This window comes from Rheinheimera pacifica (assembly GCF_900108485.1).
GTDB lineage: Bacteria > Pseudomonadota > Gammaproteobacteria > Enterobacterales > Alteromonadaceae > Alishewanella > Alishewanella pacifica.
Map to the genome: position 1 here is coordinate 40,829 of NZ_FNXF01000019.1, position 16,754 is coordinate 57,582.

The 16,754-nt window shown below is 49.7% G+C and carries 13 protein-coding genes, 1 tRNA gene and 1 pseudogene; 9 read left to right on the top strand and 6 right to left on the bottom strand.

What is annotated here, in order from left to right; translation table 11 throughout:
• The first annotated feature begins 62 nt into the window (after positions 1 to 62).
• A complete protein-coding gene (locus BLW68_RS18255; protein WP_177172288.1) occupies positions 63 to 1,295 on the top strand; it encodes a multifunctional CCA addition/repair protein in 1,233 nt (410 codons plus the stop codon).
• A 15-nt stretch (positions 1,296 to 1,310) separates the two neighbouring features.
• On the opposite strand, the gene BLW68_RS18260 is transcribed toward BLW68_RS18255, so the two are convergent.
• The 3 genes from BLW68_RS18260 to folB are packed head-to-tail and all read right to left on the bottom strand — an operon-like array spanning position 1,311 to position 2,958.
• Positions 1,311 to 2,114 carry an undecaprenyl-diphosphate phosphatase gene (locus BLW68_RS18260; protein WP_092796391.1) on the bottom strand — a complete coding sequence of 268 codons (804 nt, stop codon included), beginning with the start codon at positions 2,112 to 2,114 and terminating at the stop codon, positions 1,311 to 1,313.
• A gap of 2 nt (positions 2,115 to 2,116) precedes the next feature.
• Positions 2,117 to 2,605, bottom strand: a complete 489-nt coding sequence (folK, locus tag BLW68_RS18265; RefSeq protein ID WP_092796393.1) for a 2-amino-4-hydroxy-6-hydroxymethyldihydropteridine diphosphokinase — start codon at positions 2,603 to 2,605, stop codon at positions 2,117 to 2,119.
• The gene (folB, locus tag BLW68_RS18270) at positions 2,605 to 2,958 is read right to left on the bottom strand and encodes a dihydroneopterin aldolase (protein WP_092796395.1); all 354 of its coding nucleotides are present in this window, start codon (positions 2,956 to 2,958) and stop codon (positions 2,605 to 2,607) included. Before folB ends, folK begins: the two co-directional genes overlap by 1 nt.
• 138 nt (positions 2,959 to 3,096) lie before the next feature.
• On the opposite strand from folB, the gene plsY reads away from it, so the two are divergent.
• Positions 3,097 to 3,702, top strand: coding sequence for a glycerol-3-phosphate 1-O-acyltransferase PlsY (plsY, locus tag BLW68_RS18275; RefSeq protein ID WP_092796397.1), 606 nt, complete (start codon positions 3,097 to 3,099; stop codon positions 3,700 to 3,702).
• A 151-nt stretch (positions 3,703 to 3,853) separates the two neighbouring features.
• On the opposite strand, the gene tsaD is transcribed toward plsY, so the two are convergent.
• Positions 3,854 to 4,867 (bottom strand): tRNA (adenosine(37)-N6)-threonylcarbamoyltransferase complex transferase subunit TsaD, encoded by a 1,014-nt coding sequence (gene tsaD / locus BLW68_RS18280; RefSeq protein WP_092796399.1) that lies wholly within the window; start codon positions 4,865 to 4,867, stop codon positions 3,854 to 3,856.
• A 180-nt stretch (positions 4,868 to 5,047) separates the two neighbouring features.
• Here tsaD and rpsU point away from each other — a divergent pair, with 180 nt between their 5' ends.
• The 6 genes and pseudogenes from rpsU to BLW68_RS21695 all read left to right on the top strand — a co-directional run.
• Complete coding sequence (gene rpsU / locus BLW68_RS18285) at positions 5,048 to 5,263, top strand: 30S ribosomal protein S21 (protein WP_027671378.1); 216 nt, start codon at positions 5,048 to 5,050, stop codon at positions 5,261 to 5,263.
• Between the two features lie 193 nt (positions 5,264 to 5,456).
• A complete protein-coding gene (gene dnaG / locus BLW68_RS18290; RefSeq protein WP_092796401.1) occupies positions 5,457 to 7,211 on the top strand; it encodes a DNA primase in 1,755 nt (584 codons plus the stop codon).
• 84 nt (positions 7,212 to 7,295) lie between these two features.
• On the top strand, positions 7,296 to 9,140 hold the full coding sequence (gene rpoD, locus BLW68_RS18295; protein WP_092796403.1) for an RNA polymerase sigma factor RpoD: 1,845 nt from the start codon (positions 7,296 to 7,298) through the stop codon (positions 9,138 to 9,140).
• Between the two features lie 183 nt (positions 9,141 to 9,323).
• Positions 9,324 to 9,400, top strand: a tRNA-Ile gene (locus tag BLW68_RS18300).
• 460 nt (positions 9,401 to 9,860) lie between these two features.
• Positions 9,861 to 10,433, top strand: coding sequence for a PEP-CTERM sorting domain-containing protein (locus BLW68_RS18305; protein ID WP_092796405.1), 573 nt, complete (start codon positions 9,861 to 9,863; stop codon positions 10,431 to 10,433).
• 115 nt (positions 10,434 to 10,548) lie between these two features.
• A pseudogene (locus BLW68_RS21695) lies at positions 10,549 to 10,701 on the top strand (PAS domain-containing protein); the annotation flags it as partial.
• A 62-nt stretch (positions 10,702 to 10,763) separates the two neighbouring features.
• On the opposite strand, the gene BLW68_RS18315 reads toward BLW68_RS21695, so the two are convergent.
• Entirely contained in the window at positions 10,764 to 11,930 is a 1,167-nt protein-coding gene (locus BLW68_RS18315) for an MBL fold metallo-hydrolase (RefSeq protein WP_092796409.1), read from the bottom strand.
• 120 nt (positions 11,931 to 12,050) lie between these two features.
• Between BLW68_RS18315 and BLW68_RS18320 the strand changes: the two genes are divergently transcribed.
• The gene (locus tag BLW68_RS18320) at positions 12,051 to 12,653 is read left to right on the top strand and encodes a TetR/AcrR family transcriptional regulator (RefSeq protein ID WP_092796461.1); all 603 of its coding nucleotides are present in this window, start codon (positions 12,051 to 12,053) and stop codon (positions 12,651 to 12,653) included.
• A gap of 28 nt (positions 12,654 to 12,681) precedes the next feature.
• On the opposite strand, the gene BLW68_RS21490 is transcribed toward BLW68_RS18320, so the two are convergent.
• Positions 12,682 to 16,617, bottom strand: a complete 3,936-nt coding sequence (locus BLW68_RS21490; protein ID WP_092796411.1) for a di-heme oxidoredictase family protein — start codon at positions 16,615 to 16,617, stop codon at positions 12,682 to 12,684.
• Positions 16,618 to 16,754: the final 137 nt, after the last annotated feature.

Sequence of the window (16,754 nt, forward strand, 5' to 3'; positions counted from 1 at the left end):
GCGACCGTGCATTTTGAAAGACGACAGGTATAATGGCAAAAAATCAGCCAACAGGAAAGCCGGTGCAACGATATCTGGTCGGTGGTGCAGTACGTGACAGTCTTCTAGGTTACCCGTTTCACGAGCGGGACTGGGTAGTGGTGGGCGCTACCCCCCAACAAATGCTTGAGCTGGGCTACCAGCAGGTGGGCAAAGACTTTCCGGTTTTTTTGCACCCGCAAACTAAAGAAGAGCATGCCCTGGCCCGCACTGAACGGAAAAGCGGTAAAGGCTATACCGGCTTTACCGTATATGCCGCACCCGATGTGACACTGGAACAAGACTTACTGCGCCGCGATCTCACTATCAATGCCATTGCGCAGGCTGATGACGGCAGCCTGGTTGACCCTTTTGGCGGTGCCGACGACATTCAGCATAAAATCTTACGCCATGTATCAGACGCTTTTGCCGAAGATCCACTGCGCGTACTGCGGGTAGCGCGCTTTTATGCCCGCTATGCCCATTTGGGCTTTAGCGTTGCAACCGAAACACAAACTTTAATGCAGCAGTTAAGCAGCGAGCTTACTACGCTGACACCCGAGCGGGTATGGCAGGAAACCGCCAAAGCGCTTAGCGAACAAACGCCACAGGCCTATTTTCAGCTATTATACGACACCGGCGCCCTGCAAGCACTGATGCCGGAACTGGCTGCTTTGTGGGGCGTACCGCAACCGCCTCAGTGGCATCCGGAAATTGATACCGGCGTGCATACCCTAATGGTGTTACAGCAAGCCGCTGTGTTATCGCCGCGGCTGGATATCCGTTTTGCTGTGCTGGTGCATGATTTGGGCAAAGGCGTTACCAAACCTGAACTCTGGCCGGCGCATCATGGCCATGAACATACCGGTTTACCGCTAATTAAGCAGTTATGCGAACGTTTACGGGTACCAAATGATTGCCGCGATCTGGCACTGCTGGTGTGTGAATATCATCAACTGGTGCACCGCGCCCGCGAACTGAAAAGCAGCACGGTATTAAAACTTTTTGATGCAATAGATTTATGGCGCAAGCCAGAGCGGCTGGAGGCAATATTGCTGTGCTGCACCGCAGACTTACGCGGCCGTACCGGCTTTGAACAGGCTGAATATCCGCAAGCGGCTTACTTAACTATATTAGCGGATGCTGCCCGCAGCGTTAATGCCAAACACCTGATAGCGCAGGGCTTGACGGGTGAAGCCATTAAACAAGGCTTACAGCGGGCACGTTTAAATGCCATTAAAACAGCGAAAGCGCAGCTTAAAACCGCTGCGCCGTAGACGCTGTGTGCAACCCTACGCCGTGCTGCTAAGCACCGCCAGTAACACCACACCCAGGATCAGCCGGTAGATCACAAACGGCAGCATGCCCATGCGCTCTATCACTTTTAAAAACAGGTGAATACAGATAAAAGCACTGGCAAAAGACAACCCTGTGCCCAGTAAAATAGCGGTAACATCGTAGTGTGTGGGTTCAGCCAGCAACTTAGTACCCTGATAAGCGCCACTTAATACAATAATGGGAATTGACAGCAAAAAAGAAAAACGTGCAGCACTGACTCTGTCCAACCCCAGCATTAATGCCGCTGTCATGGTAACGCCTGAACGTGAGGTTCCCGGGATCAATGCCAATGCCTGAGCAATACCAATCAGCAATGCCTGCTTCCAGGTTAACTGCTCCATAGTTTGCATTTGCTTTGCTGTCGCGTCTGCCAGCCAAAGCGCCAGGCCAAACACTATAGTGGTAATAGCAATAACATAAGGCGAGCGCAGGAAAGTTTCTATTAAATCTGCGGCCAGCAAACCGGCTAAACCAGCCGGAATAGTTGCCAGAATAACCCACCAGGCAAGTTTGCTGTCAGTGCTGTGTTTACCACCCAATGACTGCACCCAGCCCACGGTTAAATTGGCGATATCACGGCGAAAATACAACATTACCGCCAGTAAAGTGCCGACATGTACTGCGACATCAAATACCAGGCCCTGATCTTCCCAGCCAAACATCGCTGATGGCAGGATAAGATGGGCAGAAGAGGAAATAGGTAAAAACTCGGTCAGGCCCTGAATAATGGCCAGAATAATAACTTCCACTGTACTCACAGTTACTTGCTCCAGTTAAATGGCACCGGCCATAATTTTTGTTGTTTCGAATACTGTTGCCACAATTCACTATAACTGAGCCCGGTAAGCGGGTGTATTACATCAGGTGCAATTTCAGCCAGTGGCAACAATACAAAGGCATTTTCTGTAATTTCTGCCCGAGGCAACTCTACCGGTTGCTGACACACCACATCATCGTAAGTCAGTAAATCCAGATCCAGCGAGCGGCCGCTGAACTTTGCCGCCGTTCTGTCACGGCCATAGCTGTCTTCAATTTGCTTAAATAAGCCCACGCAATCGGCTATAGATAAGGTGGTGTTAACCGCAACAACCATATTGTAAAAAGCGCTACCGGCAAAACCAACGGCCTCACTTTCATACACTGATGACAGCGTAAGCGGGCCAAAGTGTTGCGTAAGTGCGCTGACTGCTGCCTGAATATGATAACTACGATTGATATTGCTGCCGATACTGATATAGATCCGCGCCATCAGCTGCGGCTCCGCACTATAGTAACGCCAACCGTTTCTGCCTGCTCCAGTGCGCCCGGCTTTTGCACTGACACTTTAACCTGAGTGGTAGCAAATTCATTTAGCAGCAATTGCGCCACACGCTCAGCTACTGTTTCAATCAGCTCCAGTGGCTGGGCGGTAATTAAACCGATAACACGCTGGGCAATAACGGCGTAATCCAGTGTCTGGCGAATATCATCCTGCTTTGCTGCATTACTGATATCAGTCATCAGCTCCAAATCTAACAACAAGCGTTGCTGAATGGTTTTCTCCCAGTCGTAAACGCCAATCACGGTATCTACTTGTAGCTGTTTTATAAAAACTATGTCCATTCAGTTACATCCGCATTGCGTTATTTCTCGTTTCAGGTAGGCTGGTCGGATAGGTAAAACCGCGAAAACCCTATAATCTGCTGGCCTTAAATCAGGCTGCAATCTTAACGTAAAAACTGGTGCTGAGGAACCGCCTTAATGACCCCGCTGATTGGAATTATGATGCTGGCAGCCTATCTTTGTGGCTCCGTTTCGTCGGCAGTGCTGGTCAGCAAGCTGTTTCGCTTACCTGATCCCCGCTTACATGGCTCCGGCAACCCCGGCGCCACCAACGTACTACGTTTAGGCGGCAAGCTGCCAGCCGTACTGGTGCTGCTGTTTGATATTTTAAAAGGCACTATTCCGGTGTGGGGTTCCTACTTTTTGCAAATAGAACCACTATATCTGGGGCTGATAGCGATCTGTGCCTGCCTGGGGCATATTTTCCCGCTGTTTTTTGGTTTTCAGGGTGGTAAAGCTGTGGCTACAGCCTTTGGTGCCATGATGCCTATCGGGCTGGATTTAGCCGGTTTACTGATCGCCAGTTGGCTGATTATTGTGGCAATCAGTGGCTATTCATCGCTGGCGGCTATTTTAACCGTTACCTTAGCACCAATTTTTACCTGGTTTATTAAACCGTTGTATACCGTGCCGGTGTTAATGCTTAGTATTCTGATTATTATACGCCACCGCGAGAATATCGTACGGCTGTACCGTGGCAAAGAAAGTAAGGTGTGGGATAAGTCCAAGCGGATTCAGGAGTGAGTTAACGGCAACTCAGTGTTCGCTTTCGGTTGCAACTCCCGCCTTGGCTCGCCACAGCAACTCGCTACCGCTTGCGCGTTCGCTCAGACACTCTGTGGCGCCCAAATCGGGATTCCAACCTTCAGCCAAACTACAGGCTTAACACCATCGTTTAAACTGCCGGCAACTCCTGCATTGGCCAGCGCGGTGTTACCCCAATTGTTAAATCCTGCTGCTGCCCGGCCGCTAAACGGTAGTAACCGGCCAGTGCTATCATGGCACCATTGTCGGTGCAAAATTCTTTACGCGGATAAAACACTTCGCCACCATGGCGTTTCAGTAACTGCGCTAATTGCTCACGCAACGACGTATTGGCACTCACACCACCGGCAATAACCAGGCGTTTATAACCGGTTTGCACCAGCGCCCGCTCGCATTTAATTACCAGGGTATCTACCACAGCCTGCTGAAACGATGCGGCGATATCAGCCTGCACCTGCGCACTGCTACCTTCTTTGGCTATTACGTTCGCCGCTGAGGTTTTTAAGCCGCTAAAGCTAAAATCGAGCCCCGGCCGGTCTGTCATTGGCCGCGGGAACTTGTACTTTTTACTGTCGCCCTGCACGGCCAGCTTAGCTAACAACGGGCCGCCGGGGTAATCCAGCCCCATGAGTTTGGCGGTTTTATCAAAGGCCTCGCCTGCAGCATCATCAATAGACTCACCTAACAGCTCGTAGCGGCCAATACCTTCTACCGCCACTAACTGGGTGTGGCCACCGGATACCAACAGTGCCAGAAACGGAAACTGCGGCGGGTTCGCTTCCAGCATCGGTGCCAATAAATGGCCTTCCATATGATGCACCGCCAGTGCCGGCTTACCCCAGGCCATTGCTAAAGAGCGGCCAATAGCCGCACCTACCAGCAAAGCACCGGCTAAACCCGGGCCTGCGGTATAGGCTACGCCATCAATATCGGCGGCAGCGCAATTGGCTTCGCGCAGCGCTTGTTGTATCAGCGGTATGGTTTTACGGATATGATCGCGCGAGGCCAGCTCCGGCACTACACCGCCGTAATCGGCATGCAGTGGGATCTGGCTGTACAGTACATGGCTTAACAACCCCAGCTTGTCGTCATAAACGGCAATACCGGTTTCATCGCAGGATGTTTCTATACCTAAAACTCGCATCTGTGTCTCAAATCGGCTAAAATGGCGGCCATTGTACCGGCTCAGTTCACTCAGAGCCAGAGGATCGGATTTAGATCGCAGAACTGCTTTACATCGCCCTGTCTTTTTGCGTAAAATGCCGCACCATTTTTAATCGTATTGGTTCACAGATAACCAATTTGGCCCTGAGGTGAGAATTTAATGCCTGTTGTTAAAGTAAAAGAAAACGAACCGTTTGACGTAGCATTACGTCGTTTCAAGCGCTCATGCGAAAAAGCTGGTGTATTAGCTGACGTACGCGCTAAAGAATTCTACGAGAAGCCAACCTGGATTCGTAAGCGTAAAAAAGCAGCAGCTGTTAAGCGTCACGCTAAGAAGCTGTCTCGCGAAAACGCACGTCGCATCAAGCTGTACTAAGCATTAACTGCTTATAGTACCTGCTTAGCGACACCGGTGCTTTGGCTGTGCCTTATGTTTGCCAGCCCAGCTGTAATAACAGCATGCTTTATTAGCATAAATAAAGCCCGACGTAACAGCGCAAAGTTGACATCTGCATACCGTGCCCGCAAGGCACGGTTTGTCTTTTTCTGAATAACGCCGAAGGAAAAAGGTGGCAGGACAAATCCCCAGACAGTTTATCGACGAGTTGTTGGCCCGCACCGACATCGTTGAACTGATTGACCAGCGCGTACCGCTGAAAAAAGCCGGTAGAAACTACGCCGCCTGCTGCCCGTTCCATAGCGAAAAGTCGCCCTCTTTTACTGTTAGCCCCGACAAGCAGTTTTATCATTGCTTCGGTTGCGGTGCGCACGGTAATGCCATCAGCTTTATGATGGAGTTTGAACAACTCGAATTTGTTGAAGCCATTGAAGAATTGGCACAGCAACACCACCTGGAAGTACCACGCGAGCAAGGTGCCGGCCCCAAACGCCCTGCCGCCCAGGCTGATGATTACCATTTAATGCAGCAGGCGGCCGAGTTTTACCAGCAACAGCTGCAAAGCCACCCTAATGCCGGTATGGTGCAGCAATATGTGGCAAAGCGCGGCTTAAGCTCCAAGACCCTGGCCGATTTTGCCATTGGTTACGCGCCGGACGGCTGGGATAACCTGCTAAAACGCTTAAGCCCGACTAATCATAAAGCGCTACGCGATCAGCTGTTTGAACTGCGGTTGATAAACCGCAACGATAACGGCCGTGAGTATGATTTCTTTCGCGAACGCTTAATGTTTCCTATCCGCGACAAACGCGGCCGGGTTATTGCCTTTGGTGGTCGCGTATTAGGTGATGGCACGCCGAAATACTTAAATTCACCGGAAAGCCGCCTGTTTCACAAAGGCCGCGAGCTGTATGGCTTATATGAAGTACGCCAGCAACCAGGCCATGTGGAACAAATACTGGTGGTTGAAGGTTATATGGATGTAGTAGCACTGGCCGAGCACGATATCCGCTTTGCCGTAGCCTGTTTGGGCACAGCTACTACATCGGATCATATGCATACGCTGTTTCGTTATACGCCCAAGGTAGTGTGTTGTTATGACGGTGACCGTGCCGGTCGCGATGCCGCCTGGCGTGCATTGCAAAGCGCCCTGCCGCAATTAAAAGACGGCGTAGAGTTAAATTTCGTGTTTTTGCCAGACGGCGAAGACCCGGATTCTTTAGTACAAAAAGAAGGCAAAGACGCGTTTTTACAACGTATTGCCAGCGCTATGCCGCTAAACCAGTACTTTTTTGAGCATCTGGTGCAGGAGTTTGATCCGGCCACTGATGCCGGTAAATCAGCGTTATCGGTAAAAGCAGCAGAACTAATTAAACAAATACCTAGCGAATTTTACCGCGACAGCTTAAGCGATAAACTGGCTAACCTGCTGGGTAAGCCGCGTGAGCGCACAAAAGCGGCAGTAAACCGGGCATCAAACCGGGTAAAACCGGCAGCGATGAAAATAACACCAATGCGCCGTGCTATTGGTTTATTGCTGCAGTACCCCAATTTAGCCAATGTCATGCCGGATGCGCCAGAGCTTGGCGAAGCGAATATTCCGGGTATTGGGCTGCTACTGGCACTGCAACAACGGCTGCAACAACAGCCGGACTTAACCACGGCGCAGCTGATCGAACAATGGCGCGATTTGCCCGAACACAGCATTTTAATGACACTGGCCGCTTGGGATCACCAGATCGAGCCGGAACAATTGTCACAGGAATTTGTCGATACTTTTCACTCAATTGAAGATCAGTATTTGCAACAACGGCTGGAAGCCCTGGAACGAAAAGATAAACTGCAGCAACTGAGTAAAGCCGAATGGCACGAATACAAACTGCTGCTGCAAGCGCTGAAAAGCAAAAAACCAAAGCTTGCGAACTAATGCGGCTGGCTAGAAAAGCCGCGCTTTGTTATAATCGCTAGTTCGCAATTTTACATTAATCAAATTGGTGGAAGATAAGTCTCTATGGAGCAAAATCCTCAGTCGCAGCTAAAACTCCTGATCATTAAAGGTAAAGAGCAAGGTTATCTTACCTTTGCTGAGGTGAATGATCACCTGCCGCAAGACATTATCGATTCAGATCAGATAGAAGACATTATCCGCATGATCAATGACATGGGGATCCAGGTGTTTGAAACAGCACCGGATGCCGACGATCTGATCATGACCGATGCCACCACAGATGAAGACGCCGTAGAAGAAGCGGCACAAGCTTTAGTCAGCGTGGACAAAGAACTGGGCCGCACTACCGACCCGGTACGGATGTACATGCGTGAAATGGGCACCGTTGAGCTTCTGACCCGCGAAGGCGAAATTGACATTGCCAAGCGGATTGAAGACGGCATCAACACAGTACAAAGCTCTGTTGCCGAGTATCCTGAAGCCATTACTTACCTGCTGGAACAGTGGGATAAATATGAAGCCGAAGAGATTCGCTTAAGCGACATTGTTACCGCCTTTATTGACCCGAATGATATCGACGAGGCGCCTATCGTTGGCAGCCACATTGGTTCAGACGTACCAGAAGATAAGCTGGACGATGACGACAGCGACGATGACGATGAAGACGGCGACGCTGATGCCGACGACGGCGATAGCGGCCCGGATCCGGAAATGGCGCGGCTGAAGTTTGGTGAACTGCGTACCCAGTACGACGTTACCCGTAACTCGATCGTGAAAAACGGCCGTGAACACGCCACCACCAAAGTAGAAATTGAAAAATTAAGCGAAGTATTCCGCTGCTTCCGTCTGGTACCAAAACAGTTCGATCGCCTGGTTAAAAACATGCGCGAAATGATGGACCGTGTACGGGTGCAAGAACGCATTGTGATGAAGCACTGCGTTGAATACGCCAAAATGCCGAAGAAAAACTTCGTTAAAGCCTTTACCGGCTTTGAAACTTCTACTGCTTGGTTATCAGCAGAAATTGCGGCTAACAAACCTTATTCTGCCAAACTGCAGGAAATGCAGGAAGAACTGGTTCGCAGCATTGAAAAGCTGAAAAAAGTTGAAGAAGAAACCGGCTTAAGTATCTTTAAAATTAAAGATATTAACCGTCGTATGTCGATTGGCGAAGCCAAAGCCCGCCGCGCCAAGAAAGAAATGGTAGAAGCTAACTTACGTCTGGTTATCTCTATCGCGAAAAAATACACCAACCGTGGTTTGCAGTTCCTTGATTTAATTCAGGAAGGTAACATTGGTTTGATGAAAGCAGTAGACAAGTTTGAATACCGTCGTGGTTACAAGTTTTCTACTTACGCCACCTGGTGGATCCGGCAGGCCATTACCCGCTCTATCGCGGATCAGGCCCGCACCATCCGTATTCCGGTGCATATGATTGAAACCATCAACAAGTTAAACCGTATTTCCCGTCAGATGCTGCAGGAAATGGGCCGCGAGCCATCACCGGAAGAATTATCCGAGCGTATGCAAATGCCGGAAGATAAAATCCGCAAGGTGCTGAAAATCGCCAAAGAGCCGATTTCAATGGAAACGCCGATTGGTGATGATGAAGACTCGCATCTGGGTGACTTTATCGAAGACAGCACAGGTGAATCACCGCTGGATTCGGCCACCATGGAAAGCCTGAAAAACGCCACCAACGAAGTGCTGGCCGGTTTAACGGCGCGTGAAGCCAAGGTACTGCGGATGCGCTTTGGTATTGATATGAATACAGACCACACGCTGGAAGAAGTAGGTAAACAGTTTGACGTAACGCGCGAGCGGATCCGTCAGATTGAAGCCAAAGCGCTGCGTAAACTGCGCCACCCGTCACGTTCAGAAGTATTAAAAAGCTTCCTGGACGAGTAAGCTAATGCTAAAGATAAAGGCGCCGACAGGCGCCTTTATTCTATCAGTCTAAAAAACCAGCAGTTAATCGTCTCAACCGGCACAAGCCGGATGACAAAGCAGAGAAAACTTCTTATACTGCCAGCCGTTTCCTATAGGTATATAAATAGGATGCACCTGAAAACCATATAATCAGTTTCACATGGCCCCATAGCTCAGTTGGTTAGAGCGCTCGACTCATAATCGATCGGTCGCTGGTTCGAGTCCAGCTGGGGCCACCATTTCAAGCTGCGCTTTCATGTTACCCCTCAGAGGACTATTGCCCCTTGCAGCTAAAGCTGCTGCACGTTCTGCTCATATAAAGCTATGCTTTATTACTACACTAGCGCCACCCAGCCGGAGCCACCATTTTTAAAGACTTGTCGTTTTACCCTACTTCCTGAAAATAGCTCTGATCGTATTCTAACTATTGTTTTATCTACGTTATTCGCGGGGATTCGTTAGATATCGTATGTTAATTAACCGTCTGTTTTTCTTACAGATAACTCTCATATAAATAACACGCTACAACCCCAAAAATGAAAAATAAAATAAAAAAATAAAAAAAACAGTAACATACAAACATGGCACATATAGTGCTTTAATATAGCGCTATTCATAGCAATGTTTTATATGTAACTAAAGCATTTACTAAAGAATGCATACTAAATTTTTTAATTATTATTGAAATAAGGAAATATCATGTTAAAAAAATTGTTTGCTGCTGGTTTATTACTTTTTATAACTGCTACAGCTAACGCCACACCAATTACACGTATTAACGGCTCTTTTGATGTGTTTGGTATTGGTCAGACTACATTAAATGCAAACGGTGAAATTGCCCAAGTTGATTTTAGCCTTAACAGCACTTTATTTCCCGTTCTTGCTACTGGCGATTACTTAGATTACTTCACTAGTGATTCTATTTTCAGCGTAAAAAACCCTTTAATTTTAAGTAATATTGTGGGCGTTGAACTTTGGACTGTAGAAGGATTTTCCTTTACAGGTACAAGCATTCGTCAAAATAGTACACAAGGTGCTTCTACTGGCTTATACATTATCGGTAATGTTACACACGCTGATTTTATTACAACTGAGACTGAGTGGTTCTTTTCTACTCAAGGTTTAACAAACGATAGCGTTAATGTAAAAAGCTTCTCTTCAACAGTAACTTCTCCAGCTCCTGCGGTTACAGTTGCTGAACCAACTTCTTTAGCTATTTTCGCTTTAGGCTTAATGGGTTTTGCTGCTCGTCGTAAGAGAAAATCTGTTTAATTCTGTTTAAACAAAATAACAAGCATTACATCTAACACTTGTTAGTGAATACTAAAGCACCTAACGTTATGTCAGGTGCTTTTTTATTGATGCTATATCTGCTAATAACCCTCTGGTGACAGGCGATCCTGCCATACGGCTGTATGCCGGTGACAGAGTACGCTCTGAACGTCTGTTACAGCAGCACTTTGACGGTGAACTGGCGCATTATGAGCTGGAATGCCGCATGCAGCATAAAGATGGCCACTGGGTGTGGATCTTAACGCAGGGCAAGTTGATAAACCGCTATTGCCCGGCCGGTAAGCATACATTTAACGGCCGGGTCGTGATTTATTGTGCCGCCGCGGCAGTAGCGCCGGTAGCAGCCAGTTCAGCCTGTGGCATCAGCGCCCGCCACCAAAAGCTGTTTTGCGCCACAGTGTTATGCAGTTGTGATACAGACACCACCCGGCCAAACTCGGGTGTTAACAATGCAGTGTCCGCTTGTTCTGCGGCGGCACTTACCCGCTCAAGTGGCTCATACCAGGCATGAAAGGCTAAATCAAAAGTGCCGTTATGCACCGGCACCATAACCTGGCCTTTTACATCAAGGTGGGCCTGTACGCTTTGCTCCGGCGTCATATGAATATGCGCCCAGTCGTTATCGTAAGCGCCGGTTTCAATAAAGCTGACATCAAAGGGGCCATATTTATTGCCTATTTGCTTAAAGCCATCAAAGTAACCGGAATCACCACTGAAATACACTGCACCGGCCAGGGTTTTAATTACCCAGGAACCCCACAACGTATTATTGCCATCACCAATACCACGGCCAGAGAAATGCTGCGTTGGCGTAAAGGCAATCAGCGCATTGTCGCTGACCTGCTCCTGCCACCAGTCAAAACGCTGAATTTTCTCTGCTGCTACGCCCCATTTTTGTAAGTCGGTTTCTACCCCCAGCGGCACCAAAAACTGCGTGGTTTTCGCCGCCAGTTGTTTAATGCTGGCTTTGTCTAAATGATCATAGTGGTTATGTGAGATCAGCACTTTAGCAATGGCTGGCAGCTCAGCAATACTGATTGGCGTTTGGTGAAAGCGTTTCGGACCTAAAAAAGAAAACGGCGACGCGCGCTGCGAAAATACCGGGTCCAGCAGCCAGTATTCACCATATACTTTCAGCAGTACCGATGAATGCCCAAGCTTAACAAAGTGCAAGTCATTGTCCGGCAAGGCATCAAGTTGCTGCCGGCTTAGTGGCAATAGCGGTATGGTTTTCGCCGGTACTTTGTCTACTGCCGGCTCAGTGAAATAACGTTTGGTAATTTCCAGCGTTTTCAGTAAGCCCGGTTGTTCAAAGGCATGCACATTATGAAACTTACCATGCTGATACCGGCTGGCATCAGTTAGCGTTGTTGCATCAACGTTTGCTACGATCTTGGTATTTAGCATCACTATTCCTGCCCCTATCAGTGCCAGGCTGCCCAGCAGCCAGCTTAGTGGTTTAATTAATTTGCGCATAAGCTCACCATATATAAACTACACCGTGCAGTTTACATGCAAAAACACATAAGTAAACTGGTTAGTGCAGTTTTTTCTGTACTGCGCTACAATGGCTGCATTAATGCAAGGCCGAAAACAATGAAACTAACTGACAAAAAACGCATGCAAATACTTGATGCGGCAGAAGAACTATTCCACAGCAGCGGTGTGGAACATACCAGCATGGACCAACTGGCCCTGCAGGCTAAAGTATCAAAACGCACGGTATACAACCATTTCGCCACTAAGGATGCGCTATTTCAGGCGATACTGCAGCGTATGTTCGACAAACTGGCAGAGGGCGGCGAAGTACGTTTTGACGCTACACAACCGATTGAGCAGCAGCTGCGCCGTATAGCACAAGATGAAGTTGCGCTGCTTAGCTCTGCTGCTTTTTTGCGGGTAGCTAAAATTGCCATTATGCAGGTTATGCAACGCCCGGAACTGGCACAACACATGAACAATAGCAGCCTGGGTTGCAAGCGCTATATAGACAACTTTTTAACTGACGCCTGCACAGCCGGGGTGCTTCACATTGCCGATATCCCCTTTGCCGGTAAGCAGTTTATTTACCAGCTAAAGTCCTTTGTGTTTTACCCCAGCCTGTTTGGCCTGGAGCAACAAACCCCGGCACAGCAGGCGCATATTATTGATGAAGCTATAGCGCTGTTTCTGGCAAGGTATCAGAGCAAACCCGGCTGACAGCCGTTAGGCTGTAGCCGGCTGTTACTTATAAACTGTTTAAAAACGCCAGTAAGGCTGCTCTGTCTGTTGCTGACAGATTTTGGTAGTTCACCCGGCTTATTTCTGCCTCACCGCCGTGCCAGCGAATGGCTTCATCAATAGTGCGGGCGCGGCCATCGTGCAAATAGTTAGCGTCTGGTGTGCAGTATTCATGGCCATCCAAACCAAAGGCGTCCCAACCTACATTGCCGGCTACCCCACCGGTAACACAGGCGGATAACCCCAGGCCCCACAGTGGTGCAGTGCGCCACTCTGAACCGCCGGCCTCACCTTCGGCTAAATTATCCGCCAGGCCCGGCCCCATATCATGCAGCAGCAAGTCAGTGTACGGATAGATAGTCTGGTTACGTAACTCTGCCAGCGGGTGATATTCGCTGGTTTGAAAGCTCTCAATATGGCAACCGTTACAGCCGGTAGCATTGAAAACGGCTTTACCCTGTAGTACCTGCGGGTCGTTGTAATCACGCTGCGGCCGAACCCCCAGCAATGAGATGTACTTCACCAGATTATCCAGATGCTGATCCGCCAGCGGTGCCCCACCGCCGCAGTTACTCTGGTTGGCACCGCAATCGGGCGTTGGGAGTATTGTAGTCATTACGCCCATATCGGCATTAAGCGCTGCTGCTACCTGATGTCTTACGCTGGCAGTTGCCGCTTTATAACCAAAGCGGCCTAAACGCGCTTCACCGGTAACCGGGTCAATCACGCGATGGGCGCGGCCGGAAATGCCATCGCCGTTGGCATCATCAATATCTTCCAGCGCTAATATTGCCGCTTCAGGTATGGCCTCCAGCAAGCCGATGCCGTTTAACTGTGGCGCAATACGGGCCGAGAAAGTATCAGGCACGGTGCCGCTGAATTGGTAGTTGGCCGTGCGCAGGCCGTTACTTTCAGTAAACGAAGCAATAGATGGCATACTTTCATTGCTGCTGATGCCATTGCGCCGCGGCTGCAGTACCCGGCCTAATTCGGCATGTGATAAACCCTCAGCATTACCCACCCGAAATACCCATTTGTCCAGCGGCGTGCCAACAGCGCCAACCGGTGCCCGGCCATTACGCACATGGCAGCCGGAGCAGCGCTGGTTGATATAGTTCGAACCGGCTAACCCTGCCATGCCGGCAAAAATACCGTTTTCGGCGTTTTCGTCATGGCTGCCATCAACAAAAGAGGTGTGGTGCAAACGCCGCCCCAGTACAAAAGGCTGACCATTGTCATAACCTAAATTGGTGGCCATTTGCTGAAAATGACCGTCTGGCTCGGCGGTCATTTGTACATGCAAGGTGGTGTCGCCGCCTAAACGGGCGCTGGCAGGCAGCGGCACAGAGTCACGCTGTAAATAGCGGCCGGGCTGAAAAATCTCTTTGTCGGTAACATCCCACGGCACTATGCCCTGGCCGACAATATATAAAAAGGTGGTGCCGTAATAGTTAGCCCGGCCACGCGGCAACGTGGACCCATCGAGAAACTGGCTGACTTCAAACTCCAGCTTATCGCCGACCTGAATTGGCCGGCCTTCGCGGCAGTTGTAGCTTTCTTCTTTCCAGTAATGGGTGTTGTCTACCATGTTCATAACACCATTACCGCAAAACTCGGCCAGCGTATTCATACCGATATACCACCAGCGATTTTCTGCTTCGGTATCATGCAGTTTATTCTGCGTCACCACATTCATCCGAATACTGCTGCCGCCTTTGGCAACGTAATCGACTATTTCAATGGCAGCAGTTCTGTCTTCCCAGTAAAACGTCAGGTAATGATCATAAGCCTGAAAATGGTTTTCTTTGGCATGTCTGTCGCGGGCGCGATCAGAAAAACGGGTAACCAGCGCATCGCCGCGATCATACTGAATAGCGCTTTCCAGCGCTGTCGCGGCATTATACAGCGGCACTACATTCAGTGCTGTCAGCGGGCAGCCATTAGCATTGACCGGCGTACCGGCCGGTGTGCCGGGGCAGTTATCCAGCGCATCAGGCACACCGTCGCCGTCACTGTCCTGGCCCGGATCTGGGTTCGTCCCGCCCGGATCCGGGTTACTACCACCGCCATTACCACTCAAGGTAAAACTTTGCTCGGCCGTATCAATGGCATAGCCATTTGCTGTATCCCAGTAGGTAAAAAAGTATGTCAGCACAGTGCCGGGTGCTAAACCCGACACCTGATAGCTGTTTACTCCACTTGCCTGTTGCATGGCGACATTAATCTGGCCGCCGTTATTTACGCGGTGATGCACATCCGCCCAGCCTGTACTGTTAACAAAAAACCGCACACTGTCAGCACCGGTTTGCGCTACACCAAAAGCCCCGGCAGCTACCGGGCAACCGTTAGCGTTTACTACTGTGCCGCTGGCAGTATTAGCGCATTGGTCCAGGTTGTCAGGTACACCATCACCATCGCTGTCGGCCAATGCTGTGCCACCGCCGCCTTGCCAGACAATATCATCAATGGCAAATTCAAAGCTGCTGCCGGGTAACTGGCCATCGATACTGGCAATATAAAACATGCCGGTTAACGCCTGCAGCGCAATTAGCTCGCCACGTAAATCGGCTACCGGAATACTGACTTCGCCCCACTCACCGTTGCGTACCAAACCATAGCGGCTTTGATTGGCAGGGAAATTCAGCCAGTTTTCATTAGTGTAGGAGTCGGCAATGCCAATTTTAAAGCCCACATTAGCCGGAATTTTGATACTGAACGTCATATTGCCGCTGGCAAAGTTGCTCATATCGCGTACCTGACGGGTTTGAATGCCGCCACCAAACCATTGCCCCGGGCTGATATAGTTCCAGGCAATCACATTACCGCCTTCCAGTGGTGCAGTGTTGCCCGCCACTACCGATGCCTGATTCCAGATATAAATATCCGAGCTGACGCCAGCCTGCAGTTGGTTAGTTGTCGGGGTGGTATCAGTAAAAACGCCAAAGCTCCCCGTTTCCGGTGGGTTAACATTGCCGCTAAATACCTGCCCCATACCGTTTAACTGGTACACCCGCACATAATCGATATACATTTTGGCCGGCAAGGGTGCGCTAACCTGAGCATTCGTTGCGGCGTCGGTAAAATTGCCGCCTACCGCCATATTAAACAGCAGGTAGAAAGGTTGTTGTAGTTCACTGGATTCTTCGGTAATGCTGATCGGCGCATCGTACATATCGTACTCAACGCCGTTATCTATGACAGTGAAACGCAGCTGGCTGTCTGTCCAGTAAGTGCGGTAAGTTACAAAGCGGTTGCTCAGTGGCTGGGCCGCTACATAGGCGTTGTCGGTTTGCCAGGCCGTCATGGCGGCACAGGTTGGGTTTTCAGGTACGCAAGCCGCATCAGCGTAAAAAATCGCATTAGCACCTACATAGCTGTTGATATCGGCACCGGGGTGGCCGGCCTCAGCCCTGCCCTGAGCACTGTGGCCCATTTCCATCATGTCAATTTCGCCCTTGGCCGGCCAACTGGCGGTACTGGTGCCCAACATCCAGGCGGCAGGCCATAAGCCGGTGGCCAGATCCGGCACCCGCACACGCACCTCTATCATGCCGTACTGCACGGCCAGTTTTTGCTCACTGTCAATTTTGCCAGAACTAAAAGCGCGGCCGCCTATAGCGTCGTTACGCGCCTGCAACACCAGCGCTTTATTACCCGGCTCGCCCGGTACATCTTCAATGCTCAGATTGTCTGCGCTATACCACTGCAGTTCCTGGTTGCCCCAGCCACATAAACCGACCTGGCAGCCATCGCCTTCAATTTCATTCCATGTGGCCGTATTAAAGGTGTTGAAGTTGTCCTCAAACAACAGGTTACCAATAACAGGGTTAGTAACATCTGCCAGTGCCGTGTGCGGCGCACCAAGGCAACAAAGTGCCAGTAAAGTGGAAAAAGACGGCCATAGCGTGTAGCGCTGTGCCGGAGTGTTTTTACTATTTTTCATGTGCAATAACCCACAGTTTGTATGCTATTTAACGGGTCACGCTGCTAGCTTTTACTGCATGCTTTAGCGCGCCAGACAAGGCATGCTGAGTGTGAAAATGATTTTGCGGCCATAACACAGCGGCAAAACACATTTTG

What these genes read in the sequence shown, in the direction of transcription:
- tsaD (WP_092796399.1), bottom strand. Translation starts at nt 4,867, where the DNA reads ATGCGAGTTTTAGGTATAGAAACATCCTGCGATGAAACCGGTATTGCC.
- BLW68_RS21490 (WP_092796411.1), bottom strand. Translation starts at nt 16,617, where the DNA reads ATGAAAAATAGTAAAAACACTCCGGCACAGCGCTACACGCTATGGCCG.
- folK (WP_092796393.1), bottom strand. Translation starts at nt 2,605, where the DNA reads ATGGCGCGGATCTATATCAGTATCGGCAGCAATATCAATCGTAGTTAT.
- plsY (WP_092796397.1), top strand. Translation starts at nt 3,097, where the DNA reads ATGACCCCGCTGATTGGAATTATGATGCTGGCAGCCTATCTTTGTGGC.
- rpoD (WP_092796403.1), top strand. Translation starts at nt 7,296, where the DNA reads ATGGAGCAAAATCCTCAGTCGCAGCTAAAACTCCTGATCATTAAAGGT.
- folB (WP_092796395.1), bottom strand. Translation starts at nt 2,958, where the DNA reads ATGGACATAGTTTTTATAAAACAGCTACAAGTAGATACCGTGATTGGC.
- rpsU (WP_027671378.1), top strand. Translation starts at nt 5,048, where the DNA reads ATGCCTGTTGTTAAAGTAAAAGAAAACGAACCGTTTGACGTAGCATTA.
- BLW68_RS18305 (WP_092796405.1), top strand. Translation starts at nt 9,861, where the DNA reads ATGTTAAAAAAATTGTTTGCTGCTGGTTTATTACTTTTTATAACTGCT.
- BLW68_RS18320 (WP_092796461.1), top strand. Translation starts at nt 12,051, where the DNA reads ATGAAACTAACTGACAAAAAACGCATGCAAATACTTGATGCGGCAGAA.
- BLW68_RS18315 (WP_092796409.1), bottom strand. Translation starts at nt 11,930, where the DNA reads ATGCGCAAATTAATTAAACCACTAAGCTGGCTGCTGGGCAGCCTGGCA.